This is a genomic window from Bradyrhizobium sp. dw_411 (assembly GCF_018449695.1).
Taxonomy (GTDB): Bacteria; Pseudomonadota; Alphaproteobacteria; order Rhizobiales; family Xanthobacteraceae; genus Bradyrhizobium.
The window spans coordinates 41,347-66,294 of record NZ_JAAVUY010000024.1; the positions used below are offsets into that span (position 1 = coordinate 41,347).

The window sequence follows — 24,948 nt, forward strand, 5'->3', positions numbered from 1 at the left end:
TTCCGGAATAAAGCTGAGGATTCAGAGTTCATCTTGCCAAGGGTTTATTCAAGGGTTCGCGTCGAACCCGTCTGGCAAAGATGTTCATGGGCGAGCGGCAAAAAATTCAACAGGCGTTCGTCCTGGAGGTCGGCGGACGAGCGGTGCTCGCGCTTTTCGCCGGCGACATTGAACACGCTCGAACCTTTTGCTCTCAGGATTGGTTCTGGGGTGAGCTTGCGACCTATCGCTCAGGCGGTCGCCCGATCTGGGACAGCACGTCGGACTTGAGAATCCGCCATGCCAAGCCATGCGAGGTCACCGAATTGCACATCGCATTGGAGCTGGAACAATTCCGCCGGGAATATGATGGCTACGTGTTTGCATTTCTGGTGCCTGTGGACGCCGACCTGCAGTGAAGTCAGATGCGCAGACGCCGGTTAGCCGCAGATTTATGTGGACGGCGTGGCAGCTAAAAACGTGGGCTCGCCTGCGCCCGCCAACGGGCTGTCTGCCCACTTCGCGCCGACGCCCTTGATTGGATCGGTGCACCAGATGCATTGAAACTCGGTCCTGCCGTTTAATGCGTGAAATGGGACAAGCCGTTTTCCGCATTTCAAACAGCGGGTTGACATAACCATTCGCGATCCTCCGCATCGTGTCACCCGCGAAAACGCGTAGGCGGAACTTTTGTTCCCCTGGTGAGTTGAGTTCCAGCATCATCTTGGGGAGAGTTCCATGGAACAAGCGATCGATCGCGTCATGCGCACCTACGGCATGATCGTAAACTTGACCCCGGCTGACGAACTGGTTGTCAGAGAAAAAGTCTCGAGATTCCTCGAACAGAGGTCGGAAAACGACGAACAAAAACTGACGATCGCCGGGCTTCGGTTTGTCCGCGAGCTCAAAATCTGACTCAATCGCAAGCAAGCCATCAAAATAGCGCGCCTCGTTAGGAACGGCCGGCAGGCTGGCCGGTTATGCAACGGTGTCGCGACCCCCAATTTCGACACGCCCCAACTCCCGGCCTCAGCACGTCCAGCGCTGAGGCCGCTTCTTTGATTAAAGCCGGATTGAGAAGGCCATTCACCGATCGCCTCCTTGCGCGGCTGGAATCTTCCGCGCCAAAGATAGCGGATTGACTTTGCCCGGTGCCATTGCGCAAACAGGGTGCAATGACCGACACATCAAAATCTGACACGCCGCTGAAGGCGACGTTTCGAATTAAATTGAATGGCGAGACCGTTGATATCGGTACGGTCGGCCAGGCCTATCGGTTCGTGACCAGCCTCAGTGCGGTTGAATGGATGGAATTTCAGTCGCTCCACAACGATGCCAAAGTTGCGCTGGAAGCGGCTGCTGAAAACGCGATGATGACCGTTCAGGCGACTAACGCGCTTCGAGCCCTGTTCGTGCGCGCGAAATTGCTGTGATCCGATCAAAATTGCTTTGATCTGATATCTGGCGTCCCCGCATGGTTGGATTGCACGTTGCGCGCGCGAAAAAAGCGCGCTGCAAGGAAGTGACCTGCACGGCGGTATTTTAAGCTTCCCTGTGGCGGACCGGTTACAGACTTTTGGCGCGCCGAGGCGCAAAAAGGTGCGGACGGCCTTTGTTCGAGGTTCGATCTTGTTTCGTGGAAAGTCTGCGCCGTTATTTTGGGGGACTCACGTGCGAAAAACATTCATTTCAGCACCGGCAATCTTGTCAGCAACCGCCGTCCTGGTCTTCGCGGCGGCAGCTCACGCCGACGAGCTCTCGGATATCCAGGCTCAGGCCAGGCAGCTTCACGAACAAAACCAGGCGATGACCAGAAGGCTCGCCGATCTCGAAAAGCGGCAGAAGGCGTTGGAAACAACGCCGGTCGCGAAGCCCGCGAGTTCGGGCATCAACCCGACCGATGCGATGGCCGCCGATTTGCCCTACAAGGCCGCGGTCAAGGCTCCGGCTCCGGTAAGTGATGACCTGTGCTGGAAGGGCATGTGTTTGTACGGCAATTTCGACGTTGGCCTGAGCTATCAGAACCACGGCGCCCCGTTGAACAACGTTGCCACCACGCCGCTGAACTGGCTGGTGTCGAAGAACTCGGGCGGGTCGTATTTCGGCGCCAGCCCCAACAACCTCAGCACGTCTTTTCTCGGCCTGCGGGGCAAGCAGGAGATTGCCGACAATCTCTACGCCGTATTCAATTTGCAGTCGCAATTTAACCCGCTGAGCGGAATGAATCTCAACGGACTCGGGTCCATCGTGCAAAACAATGGATTGTCGCTTGCCCAGCAAACCGCGTTTGGCGATTCGTCCAAGGACGGCCAGATGTTCAACGGCGCGGCCTATGCCGGTATCAGTTCGCCGGTCTACGGCACATTGACTTATGGCCGCCAAAACGCCCTGAGCTCGGACCTCGTCACCAATTACGATCCGATTTCCGGTTCGAACGCGTGGTCCGTGATCACCTTCCAGGGCGCGTCGGGCGGCGGCGGCGATACCGCGAATCGTATCTACGACAACTCGTTCGAATATCGGGTGAATGTCGGTCCGGTTCGGTTTGCCGTGGAAACCCAGCTCAGGAACGGCGGCAACAGCGGCACCGGCAACGCCTTCGAAGGCGATGTTGGCTTCGATTATCTCGGCCTCTCGATGGATTTCATCGGTGGCAAGATCTACGACGCGGTTTCCTCATCGCCTCTGACGGCGGTGCAAGTCACGGCGGCCAACGCCGCTGGCCTGGCCATGGGAAGCGGGCAGGTCGCCGCGACGATATCCGACAACACCGTGTTCCAGGTCGCGGCCAAATACACCATCGGGCCGCTCAAGCTGTTTGCCGGTTACGAGCATATCGATTTCGCCAACCCGACTAATCCGCTGGGGGCCGGTGCCTTCCTTGAGGGCGGCTATGTCATTACCAATCCCAACAACACCAATTTCACCACCGACCGCATTCTTCAGGTGTTCTGGGTTGGCGGGAAATATTCGGTCCGCTCCGATCTCGATTTGTCTGTCGCTTATTACCACGAGCTCCAGAACAGCTTCATCATCGGCAACGGCAGCAACCCGACGGGCACCTGCAACACCGTTGTTTCGGCCGGTTGCAGCGGAACGCTGGACGCGGTTTCCTTTGTCGCCGACTGGCGCTTTGCCAAACACTTCGATTTCTACGCCGGCGTGATGTGGTCGCAGGTGCAGAACGGTCTCGCCAACGGCTTCCTGCTGACGAACGGAACGCCGGGCAACACCTCCAACAAGGCGTCGGCATTCGATCCCGGCCTCGGCCTGCGCTACCAGTTCTGATATCCGAACAAGCGCAAGTCCTGTCGGCTTTCGGGTTACTTCTTCGCGCTTCGTGTCCGGATTTCGATTGATCCACCGGCCATCTGGACTTCGAACCGCGACAGGAAGCTCATGCCGAGCAGCCCGTCGACACCGGTGCCGTAGCTCTTTTCGTCGGCATCCTGGACGACGACGGGAACATTGGTCGCCTCCAGTTTCCCGAGCTGCACCTTGTCGGCTTTCGACAGTTTGGCTTTGGCCATTCCGTTGGCCGTCATCAGCGTGACCTCGCTGGCGCCGGTCAGGGAAATCCTGGCGCGGCCCGCGAAGGCGGTTTTCATGCTCACATAGCTCGCGCCGGTATCGAGAACGAACAGGCCGCGCACGCCGTTGATTTCGGCCTTCACCGTGACGACGTTCCGCTGTCCGCGCACGGGATAGCTCTCTTTCTGAAACTCCTTCGAAGAAGCGCAATTGCCCTGCAACTCGTAGTCGGAAACGATCTTTTGCGACCGGCTGGTATCGCGGCTGGCGGGGTCCAGCGAAATCCACAGGTTGATCGGCGCGGCCGCTTCGCAGAACCGCTTGAGCGACGCATAGGCTTTCGCCATGCGAAGGAAGACGCTGCTCGAAACGCTCTTTTTGTCGGCGCCATAGAGCTCGATCGCGTCGGAATAATCGGCCAGCGCGCGCTGGAAATCTCCGGCCCCGTCCAAAGCGATGGCGCGCAGATAATGCGCGCTGCTGTCGGTTGCCGCACGCCTCACATACTCGTCGGCGACTTCGACGGCCTTGGGATAGTCGGTCAGCTTCAGGTAGATGTTGGCGGATTGACTGAGTGCGTTGAGCGGCGCGCCGCAATTCCTGACGAATCGGTAGAGCCCGTCCGCCGCCTCGCGCCGGTAGCCGAGCTTGTCGAGCGCGAGCGCCAGATCGGCGATGCTCTTTTGATCGCACGGCTCGCGCTTCAATTCCTGGAGGCGAAGCCAGACATAGGGATCACGCGCAGCCGCCACCGGCAGCGCACCGATACGCTCATAAACGCCGGAGAAAACCTCTTCGGGATTCTCGTCCAGATAACCTGCACTCACGGTGTGTGGAATAGCGGCGAGAAGCAACGCAATGGCGCAGTATCTGAGCATCACTATTCCAAGGTTGTCCTCCACATTCTATATAATCAGAAAGTGTGGTGGGCAAACCAAATCAAGCCGGCAATCGGGGCCATCCTACCCTTGCCGACGTTGTTCGCGGTGACGCTTGGGAGTTCGTGCGCTTAATATACAGGGTCGCGTTTGGGTGCTTGAGCCGCCATCCGGGCCTGCACGATCGCTTCCTCGGCCGCGATCCGAAAATCCCGCGCTGCCTTCAGCGGGCGCCGGATGTTGGGATCTTCCGAACTGCTGTCGAAGGTAATAAGTTGCATGCAATGGGGGCACTGCACCTGATAGCCGGTGCGAAGCCGTTGCGCCTTCTCGCTGAAAGGCTTGCGGCATTTGGAGCATTGAATCTTGATGCGGTCGTTCATGCGTTTCTCCCGCACCGAGATTGGCCGCTGTCGTTTTAGGATATTGCTAACCGGTCACGTCAATTTGCGAGCATTATTGCTCGCATTTTGGATGTAAATTCCCCCGCACAGATATGCCCTCCGGCTCATCGAAGCGGCTCGATCATGGCGTATCGACGGACCGATGTGCCGTCAGTGCGGGGCAGGCGTGGATCAGCCGGCATAGGCCTTGTCGAGGTCGGCGATGATGATTTTTCGCATCTTCATCATGGCCTGCATCGCGCGATCGGCCTTTTTGCGATCGGGATCGCTCAGGTAACGGCCCAGCGCCGTGGGCACGACCTGCCAGGACAGGCCGAACTTGTCCTTGAGCCATCCGCAGTTGGATTCCTCGCCGCCATCGGCGATCAATCTATTCCAGAAATAGTCCACCTCTTGCTGAGTATCGACGCTGATGAAGAACGAGATCGCCTCGTTGAACCTGAATTTGGGGCCGCCATTGAGGGCGTTGAATCTCTGGCCCTCGAGTTCGAAGCTCGCCATGAAGTCATTGACGGTTTCGATCTTGGCATTGGGAAACACCGATGTGTAGAACGCGACGGCTTCAGGGACGTTGTTGTCGAGCCAGAGGAACGGCGTGATCGAAGTCATGACGGTTATCCTTGTTGATCGGGTTTGTTGTCGGAGGCGGCGCGGGCAGGATCGGCGACGTGCAGGATTAACCAGAGGTCGTCGGCCATCATGAACTCCGTTTGCGTGGACTCTTCCGGAGGACGAACGGGCGGCGCCGGCTCCGACACGGGGGCTGATTTTTTTATCGGTCGATTTCCGTTGATGCGCGGGGAGATCGTGCGTCTCCGTCATCGCCTGGAAAGGACTTACCCACAGTGGGCAGATGGAGTAGGACATCCGCGCCACCCGCTGCTGCCCACGCGTCTGTCCCAATCTTGCTGTCCCAAACCCCACCCGATGAAAAACGACCAGATCCTGAGTCTGATTTCGGAGTTCTGCCGCCAGGCCGACATGGCGGAATCGACCTTTGGGCGCCGGGCGGTCAATGACGGCAAGCTGGTGCATCGATTGCGCGAGGGCAAGCGCATCACCATCGATACGCTCGATCGGATCCAGGCGTTCATCGCGGCCTCAATGCCGGGCGGGGTGCCGCCGCCGCGCGGGCTCGAGGTGCCGCCGGAGAAGCGCGATCCCCGTGGCAATTTCAGGTTTTTCGAGAATCGGCAGAAATACCTGCTGTTCGTCCACACCTGCAGCGAAAAGCGGGTGATCGCCGAGCGGGTGGCGCTGGAGCTCGGCAGCATCCATCCCCGGCCGCCGGCGCTGCGGGTATTCGATGCCGGGGTTGGCGACGGCACGGTTTTGGCGCGGGTGATGCGCTCGATGCATGGCCGCTTTCCTCATATGCCGTTCTATATCGCCGGCAAGGAACTCAGCGTCGAGGACGTCCGCCTGACCCTGGACAAGGTGCCGGACCGGCTGTTCGAGCATCCCGCTACCGTCTTTGTGCTGACCAACATGTATTACGCCGAGGCGCCTTGGCTGACGCCGTCCTCGCCGGCCGCGGCCTCGGGCATGATCTGGCATGAGGTGGCGCTGCGGGGAGCTTCCTCGGGAGATTTCGAGGCCCAAATCGCCGAATTGGCGCCGTTTCTGGAGCAAAACTGGCGCGCCAGCGTCAGTCCGCGCTCGGGGATGCCGGTCTACGAGCGGCCGGCCGCGATCGTGCTGTACCGGGAAGACCACAGGTTTTTGCTCGATTCGATCATCCCCAGGGCCGGCCGTACCGAGGCCAATTTCGACCTTGTGATCGCTTCCCAGCCATATCGGGCCAAATCTTCGGTCAATTTCCGCGCAAAACGCATTATTGCGCCCTTAGGGAGGGCTTTGCGGGCCGGTGGGCGGCTGATCGGCATCCACTCCCATGGGCAGGACCCGGGGCTGGAGATGATTCAGGCGGTTTGGCCCGGAGAAAACCCTTTCGCGGTGAGCCGTCATGAGCTATTGCGCGCGGTGAAATACGAGCTGGGCTCGGCCGGGCGGGACCTCAATTTTAACGCCTATGCGGATAACCGCTCGATCTTTCGTTATGATATGGAAGCGCTGCCCAACGAGGTCACCGGGTCAATCGGAACCTCCACGGCCTTTGCAGCATGGAATGCGGCGGTGTATGTCGCCCAGATCGAGGACGACCGGTTGACGGAAGTGACCCAGAGTGGCCGTTATCTCGATGCCGCCAGAGAGGTTTTGCGCAAGCATAACGGGCTCTGGTTCTACGACGAATCCTACGTCATCTCGCGCCGTCGCGACTGACAATTCAGGACACATAGAGACAGGGACCACCGAGGTCCGGTGGGAAAAAGGGGTTGGTTGATGCGCGCGTCTTATTTGTTCACCTCAGAATCCGTTTCTGAAGGTCATCCCGACAAGGTTTGCGACCGGATCTCCGACGAGATCGTCGATTTGTTTTTCCGTGAAGGCCCGAAAGCCGGCATCGACCCGTGGGCGATCCGCGCGGCGTGCGAAACGCTCGCCACCACCAACAAGGTGGTGATCGCGGGCGAGACCCGTGGACCGAAATCGGTCACCAATGACCAGATCGAAAGCGTGGTTCGCGCCGCGATCAAGGACATCGGTTACGAGCAGGACGGCTTCCACTGGAAGAACTGCGACATCGAGATCCTGCTGCATCCGCAATCCGCCGATATCGCGCAGGGCGTCGACGCGCTGCAGCCCGGCACCAACAAGGAAGAGGGCGCGGGCGACCAGGGCATCATGTTCGGCTACGCCACCAACGAGACCGCGGATCTGATGCCGGCTCCGCTGTTCTATGCCCACAAGATCCTGCGGCTGATTTCCGAAGCCCGCCACTCCGGCAAGGAGAAGGTGCTGGGTCCGGACTCCAAGAGCCAGGTCACCGTGCATTATGAGAACGGCAAGCCGGTCGGCGTGCGCGAGATCGTGGTTTCGCATCAGCATCTGATCGAGGACATGACCTCGGACCAGGTTCGCGAACGCGTCGAGCCCTATGTGCGCCAGGCGCTGCCGGAAGGCTGGATCACCGACAAGACGATCTGGCACATCAACCCCACCGGAAAGTTCTTCATCGGCGGTCCCGATGGCGACTCCGGCCTGACCGGCCGCAAGATCATCGTCGACACCTACGGCGGCGCGGCCCCGCATGGCGGCGGCGCGTTCTCCGGCAAGGATCCGACCAAGGTCGATCGTTCGGCCGCTTACGCCTCGCGCTATCTCGCCAAGAACATCGTCGCCGCTGGTCTGGCCGACCGTTGCACGTTGCAACTCGCTTACGCGATCGGCGTGGCGCGGCCGCTGTCGATCTACATCGACACCCATGGCACCGGCAAGGTGGCCGAGGAGAAGCTCGAGAAGGCCGTCGCCGAGGCGATGGACCTGACGCCGCGCGGCATCCGCAAGCATCTCGATCTCAACAAGCCGATCTATGCGCGCACCTCGGCCTACGGCCATTTCGGCCGCACGCCGGACAGTGACGGCGGCTTCTCATGGGAAAAAACCGATCTCGCCGACGCGCTCAAGCGCGCGGTCTAACCACATGACGTCATTCCGGGATGCGCCGTAAGGCGCAGGCCCGGAATCTCCAACTTCTAGATTCCGGGTTCGCTTCGCGCCCCGGAATGACATGCACAGGAACAGGACCATCCCAATGACCGCCACCAAGCCCGGCTTTACCGATTACATCGTCAAGGACATCGCGCTCGCCGATTTCGGCCGCAAGGAGCTCTCGCTGGCCGAGACGGAAATGCCGGGCCTGATGGCGACCCGCGAGGAGTACGGCCCGAAGCAGCCGCTGAAGGGTGCGCGCATCGCAGGTTCCCTGCACATGACCATTCAGACCGGCGTGCTGATCGAGACGCTGAAGGCGCTCGGCGCCGATATCCGCTGGGTCTCCTGCAACATCTATTCGACGCAGGACCATGCCGCCGCTGCCATCGCCGCCGCCGGCATTCCGGTGTTCGCCGTCAAGGGCGAAACGCTGGCCGACTATTGGGATTACACTGCAAAGCTGTTCGACTGGCATGGCGCAAAACCCGGTGAAGCCTTGCACCCCAACATGATCCTCGATGACGGCGGCGACGCTACCATGTATGTCCATCTCGGCCTCAAGGCTGAGAACGGCGACACGGCATTCCTCGACAAGCCGGCTTCGGAAGAAGAGGAAGTGTTCTTCGCGCTGCTGAAGAAGCAGTTGAAGGAGAAGCCGAAGGGCTATTTCGCTGGAATCGCCAAGTCGATCCAGGGCGTCTCGGAAGAGACCACCACGGGCGTGCATCGTCTGTACGACATGCAGAAGGCCGGCACGCTGCTGTGGCCCGCGATCAACGTCAATGACAGCGTCACCAAGTCGAAGTTCGACAACCTTTATGGCTGCCGCGAATCGCTGGTCGACGGCATCCGCCGCGGCACCGACGTCATGATGTCGGGCAAGATCGCGATGGTCGCGGGCTTCGGCGACGTCGGCAAGGGCTCGGCCGCGTCGCTGCGCCAGGCGGGCTGCCGCGTCATGGTGTCCGAAGTCGATCCGATCTGCGCGCTGCAGGCGGCGATGGAAGGCTATGAAGTCGTCACCATGGAAGACGCCGCACCCCGCGCCGACATCTTCGTCACCGCGACCGGCAACAAGGACATCATCACGATCGAGCACATGCGCGCGATGAAGGATCGCGCCATCGTCTGCAACATCGGCCACTTCGACAACGAGATCCAGGTCGCTTCGCTGAAGAACCTGAAGTGGGACAACATCAAGCCGCAGGTCGACGAGATCACCTTCGCCGACGGCAAGCGCATGATCCTGCTGTCGGAAGGCCGGCTGGTGAATCTCGGCAACGCCATGGGCCATCCGTCCTTCGTGATGTCGGCCTCCTTCACCAACCAGACGCTGGCGCAGATCGAGCTTTATGCCAACAACAAGGACGGCAAGTACAAGAAGGAAGTCTACGTGCTGCCGAAGACGCTGGACGAGAAGGTGGCGATGCTGCATCTCGCCAAGATCGGCGTGAACCTGAGCAAGCTGCGCAAGGACCAGGCCGACTATATCGGCGTGAAGCAGGAAGGCCCGTTCAAGTCGGATCATTACCGGTATTGAGATTTGGGATCGTCATTCCGTACCGCGGAATGAGCATGTTCAGGCCCCGGAGCGATCCGGGGCCTTTCGTTTGTCGTTGATTTCCAGTGCGTCTTGCGCGCTAATCGGCCCATGGCAACGACCCCACAAAGCGAACATGTCGATGTCCTGATCGTCGGCGCCGGGCTCTCCGGCATCGGCGCGGGTTTTCACCTGCAGCAGAAATGCCCCGGCAAGAGCTATGTCATTCTCGAAGGCCGCGATTGCATCGGCGGCACCTGGGATCTGTTTCGCTATCCCGGCATTCGCTCCGACAGCGACATGTTCACGCTTGGCTATTCCTTCAAGCCATGGACCGAGCCGAAGGCAATCGCGGACGGACCGCGGATTCTCAATTATGTGCGCGAGACCGCCGCCGAGAACGGCATCGACAAGAACATCCGCTTCCATCATCGCGTGAAGCGCGCCTCATGGTCGACACCGGATGCGCGCTGGACGGTGGAAGCCGAGCGCGGCACAGGCGAGGGCGCTCCTGAATTGGTGCGCTTCACCTGCAATTTCCTGTTCATGTGTTCGGGCTATTACAAATACGAGGAGGGCTACACGCCCTCATTCGCGGGCTCGGTCGATTTCGCCGGCCGCATCGTGCATCCGCAGAAATGGACCGACGACATCGACTACGCCGGCAAGCGCGTGGTGGTGATCGGCTCGGGCGCCACTGCAGTTACGCTGGTGCCGGAGATGGCCAAGACCGCGGCGCACGTCACCATGCTGCAGCGCTCGCCAACCTATGTGGTGGCGCGGCCGGCGCAGGATCCGTTTGCGAATAAATTGCGTGCGCGGCTGCCAGCCAAAATCGCTTATCATCTGATTCGCTGGCGCAACGTGCTGTTCGGCATGTATTTCTTCCAGCTCTCGCGGCGCAAACCGGATCGGGTCAAGCAGTTGATCCTCGGCGGCGTGCGCATCGCGCTCGGGCCGGACTACGACGTCGCGACGCATTTCACGCCGCGCTACAATCCCTGGGACCAGCGGCTGTGCTTGGTGCCCGACGGCGACCTGTTCAAAGCGATTAAACAAAACCGCGCCTCGGTCGTGACCAAGGAGATCGACAGCTTCACCAAAAGCGGCATCAAGCTGAAAGACGGCAGCGAACTCGAAGCCGACATCATCGTGACCGCGACCGGCCTCAATCTGCAGGTGCTCGGCGGCATGGAGGTCAGCGTCGACGGCCGCGTGGTCGATTTCGCCAGAACCCTCAACTACAAAGGCATGATGTATTCGGATGTGCCGAACCTGGCTTCGTCGTTCGGCTACACCAACGCGTCCTGGACGCTGAAATGCGACCTGACCTGCGAATATGTCTGCCGCCTGATCAATTACATGGACCGGCACGGCTACCGGCAATGCATGCCGCACAATGTCGATTCCACGATCACCGAATTGCCGTCGCTGGATTTTTCGTCCGGCTATGTGCAGCGCGCGGTCGCGCAAATGCCAAAGCAAGGCTCGAAGCGGCCGTGGCGGCTCTATCAGAATTACGCGCTCGATATCGTCACGCTGCGCTTCGGCAAGGTCGATGACGGGGTGATGCAGTATTCGTAAGCGATCGCTGACGCATTACTATTCCCGGCAATTTTTTCTCAGGCTCCCACCATCGGGCAAATGTTGCCGCGTTCGATGTGATCTCAATCGTTGAAAAGCCGCGTCTTTTTGGCTTTGTCGCGTGGCATGCCCTTTGCTGGCTCCGAAAATGTGTGTCCGGAGTTTGCTATGTCGGTTTCGCTTTCAGGTGCGTTTTCGTCTCCGGGCCTGTCGTCAACGCCAACGGTTTCCGCCAGCGCGTCAAAGTCATCAGGCCTGAACCTCAAGCCGCCATCGGTGGTGCAGCAATTTCTCGAATACGCCAGCATGACGCCGGCCGAGCGTATGCAGGCCGACATGCTCTCGCAACTCGGCCTCACCGAGGATCAGTTCAAGGCGATGACGCCCGCCGAGCAGCAGAAGGTTGAAGACAAGATCCGGGAGATGATCAAAAAGCAGGTCGAACAAAGTAACGACAAGCGGACGGGGTTGATAACCGATATTTCGGTCTGACCGGCGCGACGCGACCGCTTGCCGTCTACGTCATCTATGGCTCGCCGCGCGCGGGGTGCACGCTCCATGACACAAATCTGACGACCCGAAGGCAAGTTCGAGGCCGCGTATGCGTTGTTTCGCGTATACGCGGTCACCTTCGAATCGGCCATCGTGTCCAACGGTTAACGTCGTATTAATCGGCAGACCCTAGGCTTCAGCGGATCGAAGCTGCTGACAGCATGAGGAAGTCCATGGACGCCCAGAGAATTGCCGTCGATGCCGTGGTCGCGCTGACCGACTGTGACCGCGACGCGGTGACCGCCTTTATCCGCCGGATGTATCTGGCCGGCGTAAGAGATCCCAAGCGCCTGACCTTCAAGGGCCTGCAGGCGATGGCGCGGGGCTAACCGCTCCGAGCGCCAAATATCCCGAATAAAAAAGGCCCCGAATAAATCCGGGGCCTTGTTTGTTTGGTGGTCATAGCGTTTTCGAGCGAAGTGGATACCGATTCGCGTGAAGAAAACGCGTCAAACAAAAAACTCAGATTATTCCGGCTGGCCGATCGATACCTTCAACGTGCCGACGCCATCGACGCCGCATTCGATCTGGTCGCCGGGCTTCAGCGCCGAGACGCCGGCCGGGGTGCCCGTCATGATGATATCGCCGGCGGCGAGCGCCACCTGCTCCGACAGTTTCTCGATAATTTCAGGCACGCTCCAGATCAATTCCGTGAGGTCGCCCTTCTGCTGTTCGGTGCCGTTGACCGTGAGCCAGATTTTGCCCTTGCTGGGATGGCCGATCTTCGAGGCCGGCTGCAGCGCGCCGCAGGGCGCCGAATAGTCGAACGACTTGCCGACTTCCCAGGGCCGCTCTTTCTTGCGCGAAGCGATCTGCAGGTCGCGCCGGGTCAGGTCGATGCCGACGCCGTAGCCGTAGATGTGTTCGTTGGCCTTGGCCGCTGGGATGTTGAGGCCGCCGCTCTTCATGGCAACGATGAGTTCGACCTCGTGATGGAAATCCTTGGTCAGCGGCGGGTAGGGCACCGTGCCGCCGTCCTGAACGATCATGTCGGCATGCTTGGCGAAGAAGAACGGCAGCGCCCGTTCGTCATTTCCCATCTCGCGGATGTGCTCAAGATAATTACGCCCGACGCACCAGATACGGCGGACCGGAAAGGATTTGCCTTCGCCGGCAACGGGGATCGAAGCTTGCGGCGGCGGGGGAATGACAAAGGAGGTTGCGCTCATGAGGGGATCTCGGTGGGTTGGGGATGGAAACTTGAAGGCTTAAGCTTTACGCGGTTGCGCTGATCGGCGCCAGCGTTGGGGGACCGGCATCGCGGTGTTGCAGCCGGAAGAACGACGCATAGCGCCCGCCACGGCGCAGCAGATCGTCATGCGGCCCGCGCTCGACGATCTCGCCGCCCTCGACTACCAGGATGGCGTCGGCGTGCATGATGGTGTGGAGGCGGTGGGCAATCACGATGGTGGTGCGGTTCTGGCAGAGATGCTCGATCGCTTCCTGGACCTGCTTTTCGGATTCCGAATCCAGCGCCGCGGTGGCTTCATCGAGCAGGATGATCGGGGCATTTTTCACCAGCGCGCGCGCCACCGCGATGCGCTGGCGCTGGCCGCCAGAGAGTTGTGTGCCGTGCTCGCCGACCGGCGTGTCATACCCAAGCGGAAAGCCCATGATGAAGTCGTGCGCGCAGGCGGCCTGTGCCGCCGCGACAATCTCGGCCTGGGTCGCGCCGACCTTGCCGAAGGCGATGTTGGCCCCGATGGTGTCGCGGAACAGATAGACGTCCTGTCCGACATAGGCGGTCTGCTGGCGCAGCGATTTGCGCGACACCGCCGAAATGTTCTGGCCGTCGATCAGGATATCGCCGCCGGTGACTTCGTAAAATCGCAGCAGCAACGCCAGCACCGTCGACTTGCCGCCGCCGGAGGGGCCGACCAGCGCGGTGACCTTGCCGGGCTCGGCGACAAAGCTCATGCGACTCAGCACCGGCTCGTTCGCGCGATAGGCAAACGACACGTCGCGCAATTCGACCCGCGCATCGACCAGCTTCAGTGCGGGCTTGTCGTCATCGTCAGGCTCGCTGGCCGGACTGTCGACGATCTCCAGCAATTTACGGGCGCCGATCAGGCTGGAGTTCAATTCGATGTTCAGCCGCGCCAGCCGCTTGGCCGGCTCGTAGGCCAACAGGAACGCGGTCAGGAACGAGAAGAATTGCCCCGGCGTGGCGCCGAGCGCGACCACGCTGTAGCCGCCATACATCAATCCGCCCGCGACGGCCAAACCGCCCAGCGTCTCCATCAGCGGGCTCGATCGGTTCGAGACCCGCGCCATCTTGTTGGCGTTCTCTTCGACGGCGGTGATGCTGGCGTCGATACGCTCGCGCATCGTCTGTTCCAGCGTGAACGCCTTGACGGTGCGGATGCCCTGCAGCGATTCCTGCATGGTCTCGAGAATGTCGGCGGTGCCTGAGAATTGCGTATGCGCGAGGCCCTTGATGCGCTTGACGAGTTTGCGCAGCACCAGCATCGCCGGCGGCGCCACCGCGAACCCAAGCAGCGCCATATAGGGATCCTGCATCAGCATCACGGCGACCAGCCCAACCAGCGACAGCACGTCGCGTCCGACGGCGTTGATCAGGAGGCTGAGCACCTGGGTGACGGAATTGGCGCCCGCGGTCAGCCGCGCCAGGAATTCGGAGGAGTGCCGTTCCGAGAAAAAGGCGATGCTCTCGCTCATCAGCTTGGAGAACAACTGGCGCTGGTTGTTGGCCAGAATGGCGTTGGAGATCTTCGACAGGATCACCTGATGGCCATAGGTGGCCGCGCCCTTGATGATGAAGATCACCACCGTAATGCCCGAGAGTATCGCGATGCCACGGACGTTCTTGTCGACATAGGCCTGGTTGATCACCTGTCCCAGCAGATAGGCCGATCCGGCCGTGGTCGCGGCCGACACCGCCATCAGCGCGAACGCCATCAGATAGCGCCGCCAGTAAAGCGCGCCCTGTTCCATGACCAGGCGGCGAATCAGGATCGCGGCGCCGTAGGGATCGTCGGTGATTTTCTTCGGAAGTTCGGTCATCCGCGTTCCATTGACATCGTTAGGCAAGCGTTTGCCCCAAGCGTTTGCCATATGTGTCAGGGTTGCTCCGAAACGTCCGTCTCCTTGCCCGCAATAGAGGGGTTTTTCAAGCCAAATCAGGCCTTGCGCCCAGATGGATTTAAGAGGCGATTTTAGGCCGATACCGCTTGTTCGAGCTCGCCATGGCGTTCCCGGAACAGTTTCTCTTCCCACGCCAGCGCGTGCCGGGCGATGGTGTCGAGATCCTCATATTGCGGGGTCCAGTCCAGCACGCTGCGGATACGGCTGGTATCGGCGACCATGGTCATGATGTCGCCGGGCCGGCGCGCGGCATGTTGAACCGCGAAATTGCGCCCGCAGACGCGCCGCACCGCTTCGATGGTTTCCAGCACCGAGTAGCCGCGGCCATAGCCGCAATTGAGCGTCGCCGAACTGCCGCCGCTGCGCAGATAGTCGAGCGCCGCGCGATGCGCTTGCGCGAGATCGCTGACATGGATGAAATCCCGGATGCAGCTTCCGTCCGGCGTCGGATAATCAGTGCCGAACACATCGATCTTGGCGCGCTGGCCGGTCGCGGCTTCGACCGCGATCTTGAGCAGGTGCGTTGCGCCCACGGTGGCGAGACCGATCCGCGCCTGCGGGTCGGCGCCGGCCACGTTGAAGTAGCGCAGCACGACGTAGTTCATGTTGTGGGCCGAAGCGACATCATGGAGCATGATCTCGGTCATCAGCTTCGAGGAGCCGTAGGGCGACAGCGGCCGGGTCGGCGCGTGCTCGGGCACCGGCACCTGATCCGGATTGCCATAGACCGCCGCGGTCGATGAAAAGATGAAGCGCTCGACGCCGCATTTGACCGCGGCGTTCAGGAGATTGCGCGTGGTCATGGTGTTGTTGCGATAATAGCCGAGCGGATCGCGCATCGAGTCCGGCACGACGATAGAGCCCGCGAAGTGGATGATGCTTTCGACCTTGTGCTGGGCGATCACGCCCTCGACGAGATTCTCATCCGCGGCGTCGCCAATGAACAGCGGCACGCCTTCGGGCAGGAACGCGGAAAAGCCGGTGGAGAGGTTGTCGATCACGACAACATTTTCGCCGGCTTCCACCAGCGCCTGAACCATGTGACTTCCGATATAGCCGGCGCCGCCGGTGACAAGCACACTCATGAGCTCACCCATCCCGATTATTTGGGACGATGCTAGCCGGGCTGCGGTGAAGAGGGGGTTTCAGCACAAGTGAACTGGCCACTATGCTTAATGTTGCGTATAGGGAATGCGCGAAATGGAGCCTGACGTGGGAATCCCGGATATTTCCGCCGAAAATCTGCAACTGATCGTACCGAATCTGCACAGGCGCTATTCGGGCGTCACCGCGACCAATCGCATGGTGGCGCCGAAACTGGCCCGATTGTTTAACGCGGGCTGGCTTGGTTCCAACGCGCCCGACGGCATCGCGCGGATGTCGTTCGCCGATCTCCTAAAATGCTGGCGACGCCGAACGCCACTGATCTGGCACGCGCGGCGCAACAACGAGATGATCGTGGGCGTGCTGCTGAGAACGCTTGGCTGGCCGCTGAAACTGGTGTTCACCTCGGCGGCGCAACGTCATCACACCTGGATCACGCGCTGGCTGATCCGGCGGATGGACGCGATCATCGCGACCAGCGAGATTTCAGCGTCGTTTCTCAAGCGCCCCGCGACTGTAATCATGCACGGCGTCGATACGGATATCTATGCGCCGCCGGCCGATCGTGCGGCGGCGTTCGCGGCGGCTTCATTGCCTGGGCGCTACGCGATTGGTTGTTTCGGCCGGGTACGCGCGCAGAAGGGCAGCGACGTGTTTGTGGACGCGATGTGCCGGCTGTTGCCGCGCTATCCTGATTTCACGGCCGTGTTGGTCGGTGCGATCACGCCGGAGCAGGCGGGATTCGCCAACGATCTGAAGCAACGCATCGCAGCGGCGGGCCTGCAATCGCGCATCGTCATCGCGGGCGAGTTGGAAATCGAGGAAGTGCAGCGCTGGTATCAGCGGCTGACGATCTACGCGTTCACCTCGCGCAATGAAGGCTTTGGCCTGACTCTGATCGAGGCGATGTCGGTCGGCGCGGCGCTGGTGGCCTCGCGCGCGGGTGCTGCCGAGCTTGTGGTCGAGGATGGCGTCACAGGAATATTGACGCCGACAGGTGATGCCGAGGCGCTGGCCGCCGTACTCGAGCCGCTGATGCGCGATCCCAATTCTGCCGCTGCGATGGGCGCGCGGGCGCGGGCAAGAGTATTGGAGAAATTCAGCCTCGATGCCGAGGCGACCGCGATCGCAGGCGTCTATCGCACGCTGGTCTGAGCCATCACATCGGCGACGAACGCGTCGAGGTCGCCGCCGGCAAACAGAAAGCCCGGCAATCCCGCAGCCTTGGCCGCCTCGATATCGCTTGAACGGTCGCCGATGACAAAGCTGCCTTGGTGCCGTACCGGCCAGTGTTTCATCAGATCAAGGATCATGCCGGGCTTTGGTTTTCGCCACGGATGATTTTCGAGATAGCCGGCGACCGTGCCGTCGGGATGATGTGCGCAATATCTGACATCGTCGATCACGGCGCCCTGTACTGTGAGTTCCGCGCGCATCCATTCATGAAGCGTGATCAGATCGCTCTCGGTGAAGAGGCCGCGCGCGACGCCGGATTGGTTGGTGAACAGGAACACGAAATACCCGGCGTCCTTCAATCGGCGGATCGCGTTGGCGACATTCGGCATCCAGCGAATCCGTTCGCGCGTGCCCATGTAGCCGTCGTCGTAATTGAGAACGCCGTCGCGATCGAGAAAGGCGGCCGGGCGAAGTGTGGAATCGATGCTCATGTGTGTTGCGCCTCGGCCATTACGCGGGTCACGGTCGCGACCACGTCGGACGCTGGGATGTCCCGCATGCAGCGATGGTCGTTCATGGTGCAGATCGTGCGCTGGCAGGGTTGGCAGGATAACTGCGTTTTGGTCAGCACCGTCGCGGCGAGGCCGTTGAGCGGCGCCCACAGATAGGGACTGGTGGGGCCGAAAATGCCCATGGTCGGCGTCCCCGCTGCGGCCGCGATATGCATCAGTCCCGAATCATTCGAGATCGCGACCTTGGCCGCAGCGACCGCCAGAATGCCGTTACGCAAATCCGTGCCGGTAAGGTCGCGCACGCGCGGGCCACCGGCGGCGACGATTTCGGTGGCAAGCGCCTTTTCGCCGGGGCCGCCGACCACCCAGACATCGAGGCCTTGCTCAGCCAGAAGCCGCGCCGCCTCCGGGTAATACGTCCAGCGCTTGGAGGCGCCGACCGAGCCCGGCCCCAGCGCCACGGCGGGCGCGGTGCCGAGCCCGTTCGCTTGCCGCCAGCGGATAACTTCACCAGCGGGAACCCGAAGCTGTGGCACCGGCCATTCCCTGGGCAGCGGCGCGCCATCCGGCAGCGCCAGCGCGGCGTTCTTGTCGATAAACCGGGGCAGCGCCTTCTCGCCCCAGCGCCACTGATTCAGCAGCCCAAACCTGGCTTCGCCGACGAAACCCACCCGTTCCGGTATGCCGGCCAGCGCAGGCGCCAGAGCCGCCTTCCAGGTGCGGGGCATCACCAGCACAGTCTTGTAGCCGCGTTGCCGCAATTGGGCTGCGAGTCCCCATTGTTTGGCCAAGGCGAGTTGGCGCCGGGGCAGGTCCCAGACGATCCGGGCGCGGACATCCGGCATGTAATCGACCAGGGGAGCGCACAGCGAGGTCACCAGCAGGTCCACCGGCCGGTTCGGCCAGCGCTGCTTGAGCACCCGGACGACCGTGTGGCCGCGGACGAAATCGCCGATCCACATATAGGGGACGATCAGGATCGGCCGGGTATCGTCCCGATCCTCCACCGTTACTATATGGTCTGAATCTATATTCATTTTATAAATGTCAGGCGCCCGTCCGCTCCAATCCGGTGGCGTAACCGCTCCCCGCCCGGAGGTAAAGTCGCGCGGCGGTCTTCACTACACCGCAGGACCTAAGTTGCCTGCCAAGCGAGAGTGAGGCAAAGCTGGCATCCCACAAATCAGGGCAGGGTAGTCATGTTGCTGGTGACCGGTGGCGCCGGTTTTATCGGGTCGAATGTCGTGGCCGCGCTCAACGATGCGGGTCGCGCCGATGTTGCTGTGTGCGATGTGCTTGGCCATGACGGCAAGTGGCGCAATCTCGCCAAGCGCCAGCTCGCCGATATCGTCCCGCCGGCGCAAGTGATGGACTGGCTCAAGGGCCGCCGGCTGGACGCGGTCCTTCATCTCGGTGCGATCTCGGAGACCACCGCGACCGATGGCGATCTCGTGATCGAAACCAATTTCCGGCTGTCGATGCGGCTGCTCGACTGGTGCACGGCCAATGCGACGCCGTTGATCTATGCATCTTCGGCCGCGACCTATGGCGACGGCGCACAAGGGTTTGCCGACGACCCGTCACTGGCGGCGCTGAAAACCTTGCGGCCGATGAATCTCTACGGCTGGAGCAAGCATCTGTTCGACATGGCGGTGGCCGAGCGCGCCGCCCGGGGCGAGAAGTTGCCGCCGCAATGGGCGGGTTTGAAATTCTTCAACGTATTCGGCCCCAATGAATATCACAAAGGCGCGATGATGAGCGTGCTGACGCGGCGCTTCGACGACATCAAGGCCGGCCGCGTCGTCGAGCTGTTCAAGTCGCATCGCGACGGCATCGCCGACGGCGACCAGCGGCGCGACTTCATCTATGTGGATAACGTGGTGCGGGTGATGATGTGGCTGCTGGCGACGCCCTCGGTCAGCGGACTTTTCAACGTCGGAACCGGCCATGCCCGCAGCTTCAAAGATTTGATGCTGTCGGCCTATGCCGCGCTCGGCACGGCACCCAACATCCGCTATATCGATATGCCCGTGGCGATCCGCGATAGTTACCAATACTTCACCCAAAGCGATGTCGATCGGCTGCAGCGCGCCGGTTATAATGGCGGCTTCACGGCGCTGGAAGATGCGGTCGGTCTTTACGTCAACGGTTATCTCGATCGCGCCGATCGGTTCCGCTGACGGGCAACAGATGCGAGAATAGATGTTTGATTTTGAAGCCCTGAGCGCTGCCATCGTCCGCCAGACCGTGTTGTGTGTCGGCGATCTCATGCTCGACGAATTCGTCTATGGCGAGGTGTCGCGCATCTCGCCGGAAGCGCCGGCGCCTGTGATTGCGGTCCAGCGCACCGAAACGGATGTCGGCGGCGCCGGCAACGTCGCGCGCAACATCGCCTCGCTCGGCGCGCGCTGCATTTTCGTCGGCCTGATCGGCGAGGATGAGGCGGGCGGCCGGCTGAAGGCCAGGCTGGCGCAGGAAAGCCTGATCGAGAGCGTGCTGGTGCCGGATTCCTCGCGGCCGACGACGCGCAAGGTGCGTTTCGTTTCCGAACATTTCTCCACCCACATGCTGCGCGCCGATTGGGAAAAGGCGCAACCGGCCAGCGCCGAAATCGAGCAGAAACTGATCGATACCATCCTGCCGCTGTTGCCGCGCGCCGACATCGTGCTGCTGTCGGACTACGCCAAGGGCGTGCTGACGGCGCGGGTGATCCGCAACGTAATCGACGCCGCGCGAAAGCTGGGCAAGCCCGTGATCGTCGATCCCAAGAGCACCAATTTCGCGATCTATCGTGGCGCGACGCTGCTGACGCCCAATCGCAAGGAATTCGCGGAAGCGACCCGCAGCCGCGCCGATTCGGTCGACAGCATCGCCGAAGCCGCGCAGGACGCGATGCAGCTTGCCGATTGCGAAGCAATATTAGTCACGCAGAGCGAACACGGCATGACGCTGGTGCCGCGCAGCGGCGACGTCATTCACGTGCCGGCTCATGCCGTCAAGGTGATCGACGTCTCGGGGGCGGGTGATACGGTTGCGGCCGTGCTGGCGGTGGCGCTGGCGACCAAAGCCGATTGGGAAACCGCCTTGCGGGTCGCGACCGCGGCGGCCGCAGTCGCCGTCAGCAAGAAAGGCACCGCCAGCGTGTCGTCGGCGGAATTGCGGCGGAAAATCCTGCCGCATGCGGCGCGCGCGGCGGAAGAAAAGATCGTTGCCCAAAAAGGCGATCTGGAAACGCAGGTCGCGGACTGGCGCGAGCAGGGATTGCGGGTCGGTTTCACCAATGGCTGTTTCGATATTCTGCATCCCGGTCACGTCAGGGTTCTGACTGTGGCGCGCGGCGCCTGCGACCGCCTGATCGTCGGGCTGAACAGCGACGCCTCGGTGAAGCGGCTGAAAGGCGAGGGGCGCCCGGTACAGGACGAGCGCGCGCGAGCCGAAGTGCTGGCGTCGCTGGAAGCGGTCGATCTGGTGGTGATCTTCGAACAGGACACGCCGATCGACCTGATCACGCGGATCGTGCCGAGCGTGCTGGTCAAGGGTGGCGACTATACCCGCGAGAAAGTCGTCGGCCACGAGATCGTCGAAGCCAATGGCGGCGAAGTGCTGCTGGTCGACGTGTTGCCCGGTTTCAGCACGACGTCGCTGGTCGATCGCGCACGGAGAGACAAGGCGTGAGAAGCGCCATCGCTCGCGAGCCGCTGGGCGCGTTGCTGGCGCGGCGCTGGCGCGATCCGGCCGCCTGGATCGAGACGACGGATATCCTTATTGGCCTCGTCGCGGTCACGCTGCCGTGGTCGACGTCGCTGGTGGCGATCTTTGCAGTCGCGGCCGTGGTCACGATGCTGCCGTTCTTCGACCGCAAGGCTTTCCTGCAATCGCTTAAGCGTCCGGCATCCACCGTGCCGCTTGCGCTGTTTGCGCTGGCAGCCGTGGGCACGCTGTGGTCGGATGCGGCGTGGAGCGCGCGGCTATATGCGGTCGGTCCGGCGGCCAAACTCCTGATGCTGCCGGTGCTGTTCTATCATTTCGAACGCTCGTCGCGCGGCGTGCAGGTATTCGCGGCGTTTCTGGTTTCCTGCGTCGCGCTGATGGTGATGTCTTTTATCGTCGCATGGCATCCGGCACTGGCGCTGCGCTCCGTCGCCGATTATGGCGTGCCGGTTAAAAACTATATCGATCAGAGCCAGGAATTCGCGCTGTGCGCCGTGGTGCTGGCCTATCCGATCGTTACGCTGGTGCGTGCCGGCCGCATTGTGCCGGCGCTGTTGCTGGGCGCGATCGCGCTCTGTTTGGTCGCCAACATGGCGTTCATCATTGTTTCGCGCACGGCGCTGGTGACCATGCCGATCATGCTGGCGGTGTTCGCGCTGCTGCATCTGAAATGGCGCACCAGCCTGATCCTGATCGGCGTGGCGATCGTGCTGGCGGCGCTGGCCTTTGCGACCTCGCTGCAGTTGCGCGCCAAGATCCAGACCTTTTCGCAGGACTATCAACTATACCATGACAAGAACATGCCGACATCGATCGGCCTGCGGCTGGAATTCTGGCAAAAATCGCTGCGGTTCATTGCCGAAGCGCCGATGTTCGGCCATGGCACGGGATCGATCCGCGGGCTGTTCGAACAGGCCGCTGTCGGCAAGGATACCGCCACCAGCGAGGTGATCGCAAATCCGCATAACCAGACCCTGAATGTCGCGATCCAGTGGGGCGTGCTTGGCGTCATCCTGTTGTACGCGATGTGGCTGGTGCATGGGCTGCTGTTTCGCGGCGATGGCCTGGTATCCTGGATCGGGCTGATGGCCGTGGTGCAGAATTTTTTCACATCGGCGTTCAATTCGCACATCTTCGATTTCACCCCGGGATGGATGTATGTGCTTGGGGTGGGCATCGCCGGCGGCATGATGCTGCGCGCGCCGGGCGCATCGCCGGCGCCACTGATTTCCAGGCGGTCATGACGGCTGGCATGCCCGCACGAGATCAGCTATCAGCAGGCTTGCGACGGGTTTTGCCCGCTATGCCCCGTGACCGGTCAGTGACATGATGCGCCTTTCCAATCTGACCCTGCGCAACGCCTTGATTGCGACGCATGATGCGCTGGCGACCGCGCTGGCGCTGTTTGCGAGCTTCTATCTGCGCTTCGAGGGCGGCGATCTGTTCTATGACCGCGTGCCGCTGTTGCTGCACATCCTGCCGTACTTCATCGTCTTCACCGTGGTCGTCTGTTACGTCAGCAACCTGACCACGATGAAATGGCGTTTCATCTCGTTGCCGGATGCGCTGAATATCCTGCGCGTCACCACCGTGCTGACCGCCGCACTGCTGGCGCTGGATTATATTTTCGTGGCACCGGTCGTGAACGATCCGTCGGTGGCGCGCAGTATCCAGGGCGGATTCTTTCTCGGCAAAACCACCATCGTATTGTTCTGGTTTCTCGAGGTGTTTTTCCTCAGCGGCATGCGCTTCGCCTATCGTTATTTCCGTTACACGCGCACGCGCCGTCATGCCCGCACCGAAGGCGCGTTGCCAACGCTGGTGATTGGCCGCACGGCCGATGCCGAAGTTCTCCTGCGCGGCATCGAAAGCGGCGCGGTCACGCGGCTGTGGCCAGTGGCCGTGTTGTCACCATCGGTGGCGGACCGCGGCCAGTCGATCCGCGGCATTCCGGTGGTCGGCGGGATCGACGACATGGAATATGTCGTTGCGGATTACGCCAAGCGCGACAAGCCGATCACCCGTGTGGTGATGACGCCGTCCGCGTTCGACGCCGAGGCACGGCCCGAGGCCGTTCTGATGCGGGCGCGGAAGCTGAACTTGATCGTCAGCCGGCTGCCGTCGCTGGAAAGCGGCGACACGCCGCGATTGACGACGGTAGCAGTCGAAGACCTGCTGCTGCGTCCCAGCGAGAAAATCGACTATAAGCGGCTCGAAGCCCTGGTGAAGGGCAAGTCGGTTATCGTCACCGGTGGCGGCGGCTCGATCGGCTCTGAAATCTGCGAGCGTGTCGCGACCTTCGGCGCCGCGCGACTGCTGGTGATCGAGAATTCGGAACCGGCGCTCTATGCCGTGACCGAAGAACTGGCCGCGCGCGAGAGCAGCGTGAAGGTCGAAGGCCGGATCGCCGACATCAGGGATCGCGGACGTATCACGCGGCTGATGAACGAATTCAAGCCGGACATCGTGTTCCACGCCGCAGCCCTCAAGCATGTGCCGATTTTGGAACGCGACTGGAGCGAAGGCGTCAAGACCAACATTTTCGGATCGGTCAACGTCGCTGACGCCGCGCAGGCGGCCGGCGCCGAGGCGATGGTGATGATTTCGACCGACAAGGCGATCGAGCCTGTGTCGATGCTGGGTCTGACCAAGCGATTTGCCGAGATGTATTGCCAGGCGCTGGATCGCGATCTGGCGGCGGAGCGCAGCGGCAAGCCGCCGATGCGGCTGATCTCGGTGAGATTCGGCAATGTGCTGGCGTCGAACGGATCAGTGGTGCCGAAGTTCAAGGCGCAGATTGCGGCAGGCGGCCCGGTGACGGTCACGCATCCCGACATGGTCCGCTATTTCATGACCATCCGCGAAGCCTGCGATCTCGTGATCACCGCTGCCGCGCATGCGCTGGCGCCGGTACGCCCGGACGTGTCGGTCTACGTGCTCAACATGGGGCAACCTGTAAAAATCGTCGATCTGGCCGAGCGCATGATCCGGCTGTCCGGCCTGCAGCCGGGTTACGATATCGACATCGTGTTCTCGGGTATGCGGCCCGGCGAGCGCCTCAACGAAATCCTGTTTGCAACGGAGGAGCCGACCGTCGAGATCGGCGTCGCCGGCATCATGGCGGCCAAGCCCAATGAGCCGCCGATGCAGTCGCTGCGAAAATGGATCGCGGCGCTGGAGCAGGCGATCGCGAGGGACGACCGCGCCACCATCAAATCCGTGTTGAAGGATGCCGTGCCGGAATTTGGCTCGAGCGCCGCTTAAGATATTGTTCCGTTAGTTTTACGCTGGCCGTGCGGCACCGTTTCGAAAGCGAT

At 61.4% G+C, this 24,948-nt stretch carries 23 protein-coding genes; 15 read left to right on the forward strand and 8 right to left on the reverse strand.

Annotation, left to right across the window (positions count from 1 at the left end; all coding sequences use genetic code 11):
- The first annotated feature begins 86 nt into the window (after positions 1–86).
- From HB676_RS30335 to HB676_RS30350, 4 genes are all read left to right on the forward strand, one after another.
- Complete coding sequence (locus HB676_RS30335) at positions 87–398, forward strand: hypothetical protein (protein WP_213742174.1); 312 nt, start codon at positions 87–89, stop codon at positions 396–398.
- Positions 399–717: 319 nt separating this feature from the next.
- Positions 718–894 (forward strand): hypothetical protein, encoded by a 177-nt coding sequence (locus HB676_RS30340; RefSeq protein WP_213742175.1) that lies wholly within the window; start codon positions 718–720, stop codon positions 892–894.
- Positions 895–1,154: 260 nt separating this feature from the next.
- Positions 1,155–1,412 (forward strand): hypothetical protein, encoded by a 258-nt coding sequence (locus tag HB676_RS30345; RefSeq protein ID WP_213742216.1) that lies wholly within the window; start codon positions 1,155–1,157, stop codon positions 1,410–1,412.
- 238 nt (positions 1,413–1,650) lie between these two features.
- On the forward strand, positions 1,651–3,267 hold the full coding sequence (locus HB676_RS30350; protein WP_213742176.1) for a porin: 1,617 nt from the start codon (positions 1,651–1,653) through the stop codon (positions 3,265–3,267).
- 35 nt (positions 3,268–3,302) lie between these two features.
- On the opposite strand, the gene HB676_RS30355 is transcribed toward HB676_RS30350, so the two are convergent.
- The 3 genes from HB676_RS30355 to HB676_RS30365 form a co-directional block, all read right to left on the reverse strand.
- Positions 3,303–4,388: a retropepsin-like aspartic protease gene (locus HB676_RS30355; protein ID WP_213742177.1), complete on the reverse strand. Its 1,086-nt coding sequence runs from the start codon at positions 4,386–4,388 to the stop codon at positions 3,303–3,305.
- 131 nt (positions 4,389–4,519) lie between these two features.
- Positions 4,520–4,771, reverse strand: a complete 252-nt coding sequence (locus tag HB676_RS30360) for a hypothetical protein (RefSeq protein ID WP_213742178.1) — start codon at positions 4,769–4,771, stop codon at positions 4,520–4,522.
- Between the two features lie 192 nt (positions 4,772–4,963).
- Positions 4,964–5,401: a VOC family protein gene (locus HB676_RS30365; RefSeq protein WP_213742179.1), complete on the reverse strand. Its 438-nt coding sequence runs from the start codon at positions 5,399–5,401 to the stop codon at positions 4,964–4,966.
- Between the two features lie 318 nt (positions 5,402–5,719).
- Here HB676_RS30365 and HB676_RS30370 point away from each other — a divergent pair, with 318 nt between their 5' ends.
- The 6 genes from HB676_RS30370 to HB676_RS30395 all read left to right on the forward strand — a co-directional run bounded on the left by HB676_RS30370 (position 5,720) and on the right by HB676_RS30395 (position 12,352).
- Positions 5,720–7,075 (forward strand): hypothetical protein, encoded by a 1,356-nt coding sequence (locus HB676_RS30370; protein ID WP_213742180.1) that lies wholly within the window; start codon positions 5,720–5,722, stop codon positions 7,073–7,075.
- A gap of 60 nt (positions 7,076–7,135) precedes the next feature.
- Positions 7,136–8,332, forward strand: a complete 1,197-nt coding sequence (gene metK, locus HB676_RS30375) for a methionine adenosyltransferase (protein ID WP_213742181.1) — start codon at positions 7,136–7,138, stop codon at positions 8,330–8,332.
- Positions 8,333–8,447: 115 nt separating this feature from the next.
- Positions 8,448–9,887 carry an adenosylhomocysteinase gene (gene ahcY / locus HB676_RS30380; protein ID WP_213742182.1) on the forward strand — a complete coding sequence of 480 codons (1,440 nt, stop codon included), beginning with the start codon at positions 8,448–8,450 and terminating at the stop codon, positions 9,885–9,887.
- Positions 9,888–9,998: 111 nt separating this feature from the next.
- Complete coding sequence (locus HB676_RS30385) at positions 9,999–11,471, forward strand: NAD(P)/FAD-dependent oxidoreductase (protein WP_213742183.1); 1,473 nt, start codon at positions 9,999–10,001, stop codon at positions 11,469–11,471.
- Between the two features lie 168 nt (positions 11,472–11,639).
- Positions 11,640–11,963: a hypothetical protein gene (locus tag HB676_RS30390; RefSeq protein WP_213742184.1), complete on the forward strand. Its 324-nt coding sequence runs from the start codon at positions 11,640–11,642 to the stop codon at positions 11,961–11,963.
- Positions 11,964–12,196: 233 nt separating this feature from the next.
- Positions 12,197–12,352 carry a hypothetical protein gene (locus HB676_RS30395; RefSeq protein ID WP_213742185.1) on the forward strand — a complete coding sequence of 52 codons (156 nt, stop codon included), beginning with the start codon at positions 12,197–12,199 and terminating at the stop codon, positions 12,350–12,352.
- A gap of 138 nt (positions 12,353–12,490) precedes the next feature.
- Here the strand turns inward: HB676_RS30395 and HB676_RS30400 are convergent, their stop codons facing one another.
- The 3 genes from HB676_RS30400 to galE all read right to left on the reverse strand — a co-directional run bounded on the left by HB676_RS30400 (position 12,491) and on the right by galE (position 16,213).
- Complete coding sequence (locus HB676_RS30400) at positions 12,491–13,192, reverse strand: fumarylacetoacetate hydrolase family protein (protein WP_213742186.1); 702 nt, start codon at positions 13,190–13,192, stop codon at positions 12,491–12,493.
- 46 nt (positions 13,193–13,238) lie between these two features.
- Positions 13,239–15,047 (reverse strand): ABC transporter ATP-binding protein, encoded by a 1,809-nt coding sequence (locus tag HB676_RS30405; protein WP_213742187.1) that lies wholly within the window; start codon positions 15,045–15,047, stop codon positions 13,239–13,241.
- Positions 15,048–15,199: 152 nt separating this feature from the next.
- The gene (galE, locus tag HB676_RS30410; protein WP_213742188.1) at positions 15,200–16,213 is read right to left on the reverse strand and encodes a UDP-glucose 4-epimerase GalE; all 1,014 of its coding nucleotides are present in this window, start codon (positions 16,211–16,213) and stop codon (positions 15,200–15,202) included.
- A 115-nt stretch (positions 16,214–16,328) separates the two neighbouring features.
- Between galE and HB676_RS30415 the strand changes: the two genes are divergently transcribed.
- Positions 16,329–17,387 carry a glycosyltransferase family 4 protein gene (locus tag HB676_RS30415; RefSeq protein ID WP_213742189.1) on the forward strand — a complete coding sequence of 353 codons (1,059 nt, stop codon included), beginning with the start codon at positions 16,329–16,331 and terminating at the stop codon, positions 17,385–17,387.
- Here the strand turns inward: HB676_RS30415 and HB676_RS30420 are convergent.
- Complete coding sequence (locus tag HB676_RS30420; RefSeq protein WP_213742190.1) at positions 17,369–17,899, reverse strand: HAD family hydrolase; 531 nt, start codon at positions 17,897–17,899, stop codon at positions 17,369–17,371. The two genes, HB676_RS30415 and HB676_RS30420, sit on opposite strands and share 19 nt — an antisense overlap.
- Positions 17,896–18,957 carry a lipopolysaccharide heptosyltransferase II gene (gene waaF / locus HB676_RS30425; protein ID WP_213742191.1) on the reverse strand — a complete coding sequence of 354 codons (1,062 nt, stop codon included), beginning with the start codon at positions 18,955–18,957 and terminating at the stop codon, positions 17,896–17,898. The genes HB676_RS30420 and waaF overlap by 4 nt, the downstream gene beginning before the upstream one ends.
- Positions 18,958–19,119: 162 nt before the next feature.
- Between waaF and rfaD the strand changes: the two genes are divergently transcribed.
- From rfaD to HB676_RS30445, 4 genes are all read left to right on the forward strand, one after another.
- Positions 19,120–20,100: an ADP-glyceromanno-heptose 6-epimerase gene (gene rfaD, locus HB676_RS30430; protein WP_213742192.1), complete on the forward strand. Its 981-nt coding sequence runs from the start codon at positions 19,120–19,122 to the stop codon at positions 20,098–20,100.
- A 22-nt stretch (positions 20,101–20,122) separates the two neighbouring features.
- Positions 20,123–21,595, forward strand: coding sequence for a D-glycero-beta-D-manno-heptose-7-phosphate kinase (gene rfaE1, locus HB676_RS30435; RefSeq protein ID WP_213742193.1), 1,473 nt, complete (start codon positions 20,123–20,125; stop codon positions 21,593–21,595).
- Positions 21,592–22,875 (forward strand): O-antigen ligase family protein, encoded by a 1,284-nt coding sequence (locus HB676_RS30440; protein WP_213742194.1) that lies wholly within the window; start codon positions 21,592–21,594, stop codon positions 22,873–22,875. The genes rfaE1 and HB676_RS30440 overlap by 4 nt, the downstream gene beginning before the upstream one ends.
- Positions 22,876–22,957: 82 nt before the next feature.
- The gene (locus HB676_RS30445; protein WP_213742195.1) at positions 22,958–24,895 is read left to right on the forward strand and encodes an SDR family NAD(P)-dependent oxidoreductase; all 1,938 of its coding nucleotides are present in this window, start codon (positions 22,958–22,960) and stop codon (positions 24,893–24,895) included.
- Positions 24,896–24,948: the final 53 nt, after the last annotated feature.

Excerpts from the sequence above, each read along its gene's own strand:
- HB676_RS30360 (WP_213742178.1), bottom strand. The coding sequence starts at position 4,771 with ATGAACGACCGCATCAAGATTCAATGCTCCAAATGCCGCAAGCCTTTC.
- rfaE1 (WP_213742193.1), top strand. The coding sequence starts at position 20,123 with ATGTTTGATTTTGAAGCCCTGAGCGCTGCCATCGTCCGCCAGACCGTG.
- rfaD (WP_213742192.1), top strand. The coding sequence starts at position 19,120 with ATGTTGCTGGTGACCGGTGGCGCCGGTTTTATCGGGTCGAATGTCGTG.
- metK (WP_213742181.1), top strand. The coding sequence starts at position 7,136 with ATGCGCGCGTCTTATTTGTTCACCTCAGAATCCGTTTCTGAAGGTCAT.
- HB676_RS30420 (WP_213742190.1), bottom strand. The coding sequence starts at position 17,899 with ATGAGCATCGATTCCACACTTCGCCCGGCCGCCTTTCTCGATCGCGAC.
- HB676_RS30395 (WP_213742185.1), top strand. The coding sequence starts at position 12,197 with ATGGACGCCCAGAGAATTGCCGTCGATGCCGTGGTCGCGCTGACCGAC.
- HB676_RS30400 (WP_213742186.1), bottom strand. The coding sequence starts at position 13,192 with ATGAGCGCAACCTCCTTTGTCATTCCCCCGCCGCCGCAAGCTTCGATC.
- ahcY (WP_213742182.1), top strand. The coding sequence starts at position 8,448 with ATGACCGCCACCAAGCCCGGCTTTACCGATTACATCGTCAAGGACATC.
- HB676_RS30355 (WP_213742177.1), bottom strand. The coding sequence starts at position 4,388 with ATGCTCAGATACTGCGCCATTGCGTTGCTTCTCGCCGCTATTCCACAC.
- HB676_RS30370 (WP_213742180.1), top strand. The coding sequence starts at position 5,720 with ATGAAAAACGACCAGATCCTGAGTCTGATTTCGGAGTTCTGCCGCCAG.
- HB676_RS30340 (WP_213742175.1), top strand. The coding sequence starts at position 718 with ATGGAACAAGCGATCGATCGCGTCATGCGCACCTACGGCATGATCGTA.
- HB676_RS30390 (WP_213742184.1), top strand. The coding sequence starts at position 11,640 with ATGTCGGTTTCGCTTTCAGGTGCGTTTTCGTCTCCGGGCCTGTCGTCA.
- waaF (WP_213742191.1), bottom strand. The coding sequence starts at position 18,957 with ATGAATATAGATTCAGACCATATAGTAACGGTGGAGGATCGGGACGAT.
- HB676_RS30385 (WP_213742183.1), top strand. The coding sequence starts at position 9,999 with ATGGCAACGACCCCACAAAGCGAACATGTCGATGTCCTGATCGTCGGC.
- HB676_RS30405 (WP_213742187.1), bottom strand. The coding sequence starts at position 15,047 with ATGACCGAACTTCCGAAGAAAATCACCGACGATCCCTACGGCGCCGCG.
- HB676_RS30415 (WP_213742189.1), top strand. The coding sequence starts at position 16,329 with ATGGAGCCTGACGTGGGAATCCCGGATATTTCCGCCGAAAATCTGCAA.
- HB676_RS30335 (WP_213742174.1), top strand. The coding sequence starts at position 87 with ATGGGCGAGCGGCAAAAAATTCAACAGGCGTTCGTCCTGGAGGTCGGC.
- galE (WP_213742188.1), bottom strand. The coding sequence starts at position 16,213 with ATGAGTGTGCTTGTCACCGGCGGCGCCGGCTATATCGGAAGTCACATG.
- HB676_RS30345 (WP_213742216.1), top strand. The coding sequence starts at position 1,155 with ATGACCGACACATCAAAATCTGACACGCCGCTGAAGGCGACGTTTCGA.
- HB676_RS30365 (WP_213742179.1), bottom strand. The coding sequence starts at position 5,401 with ATGACTTCGATCACGCCGTTCCTCTGGCTCGACAACAACGTCCCTGAA.
- HB676_RS30445 (WP_213742195.1), top strand. The coding sequence starts at position 22,958 with ATGATGCGCCTTTCCAATCTGACCCTGCGCAACGCCTTGATTGCGACG.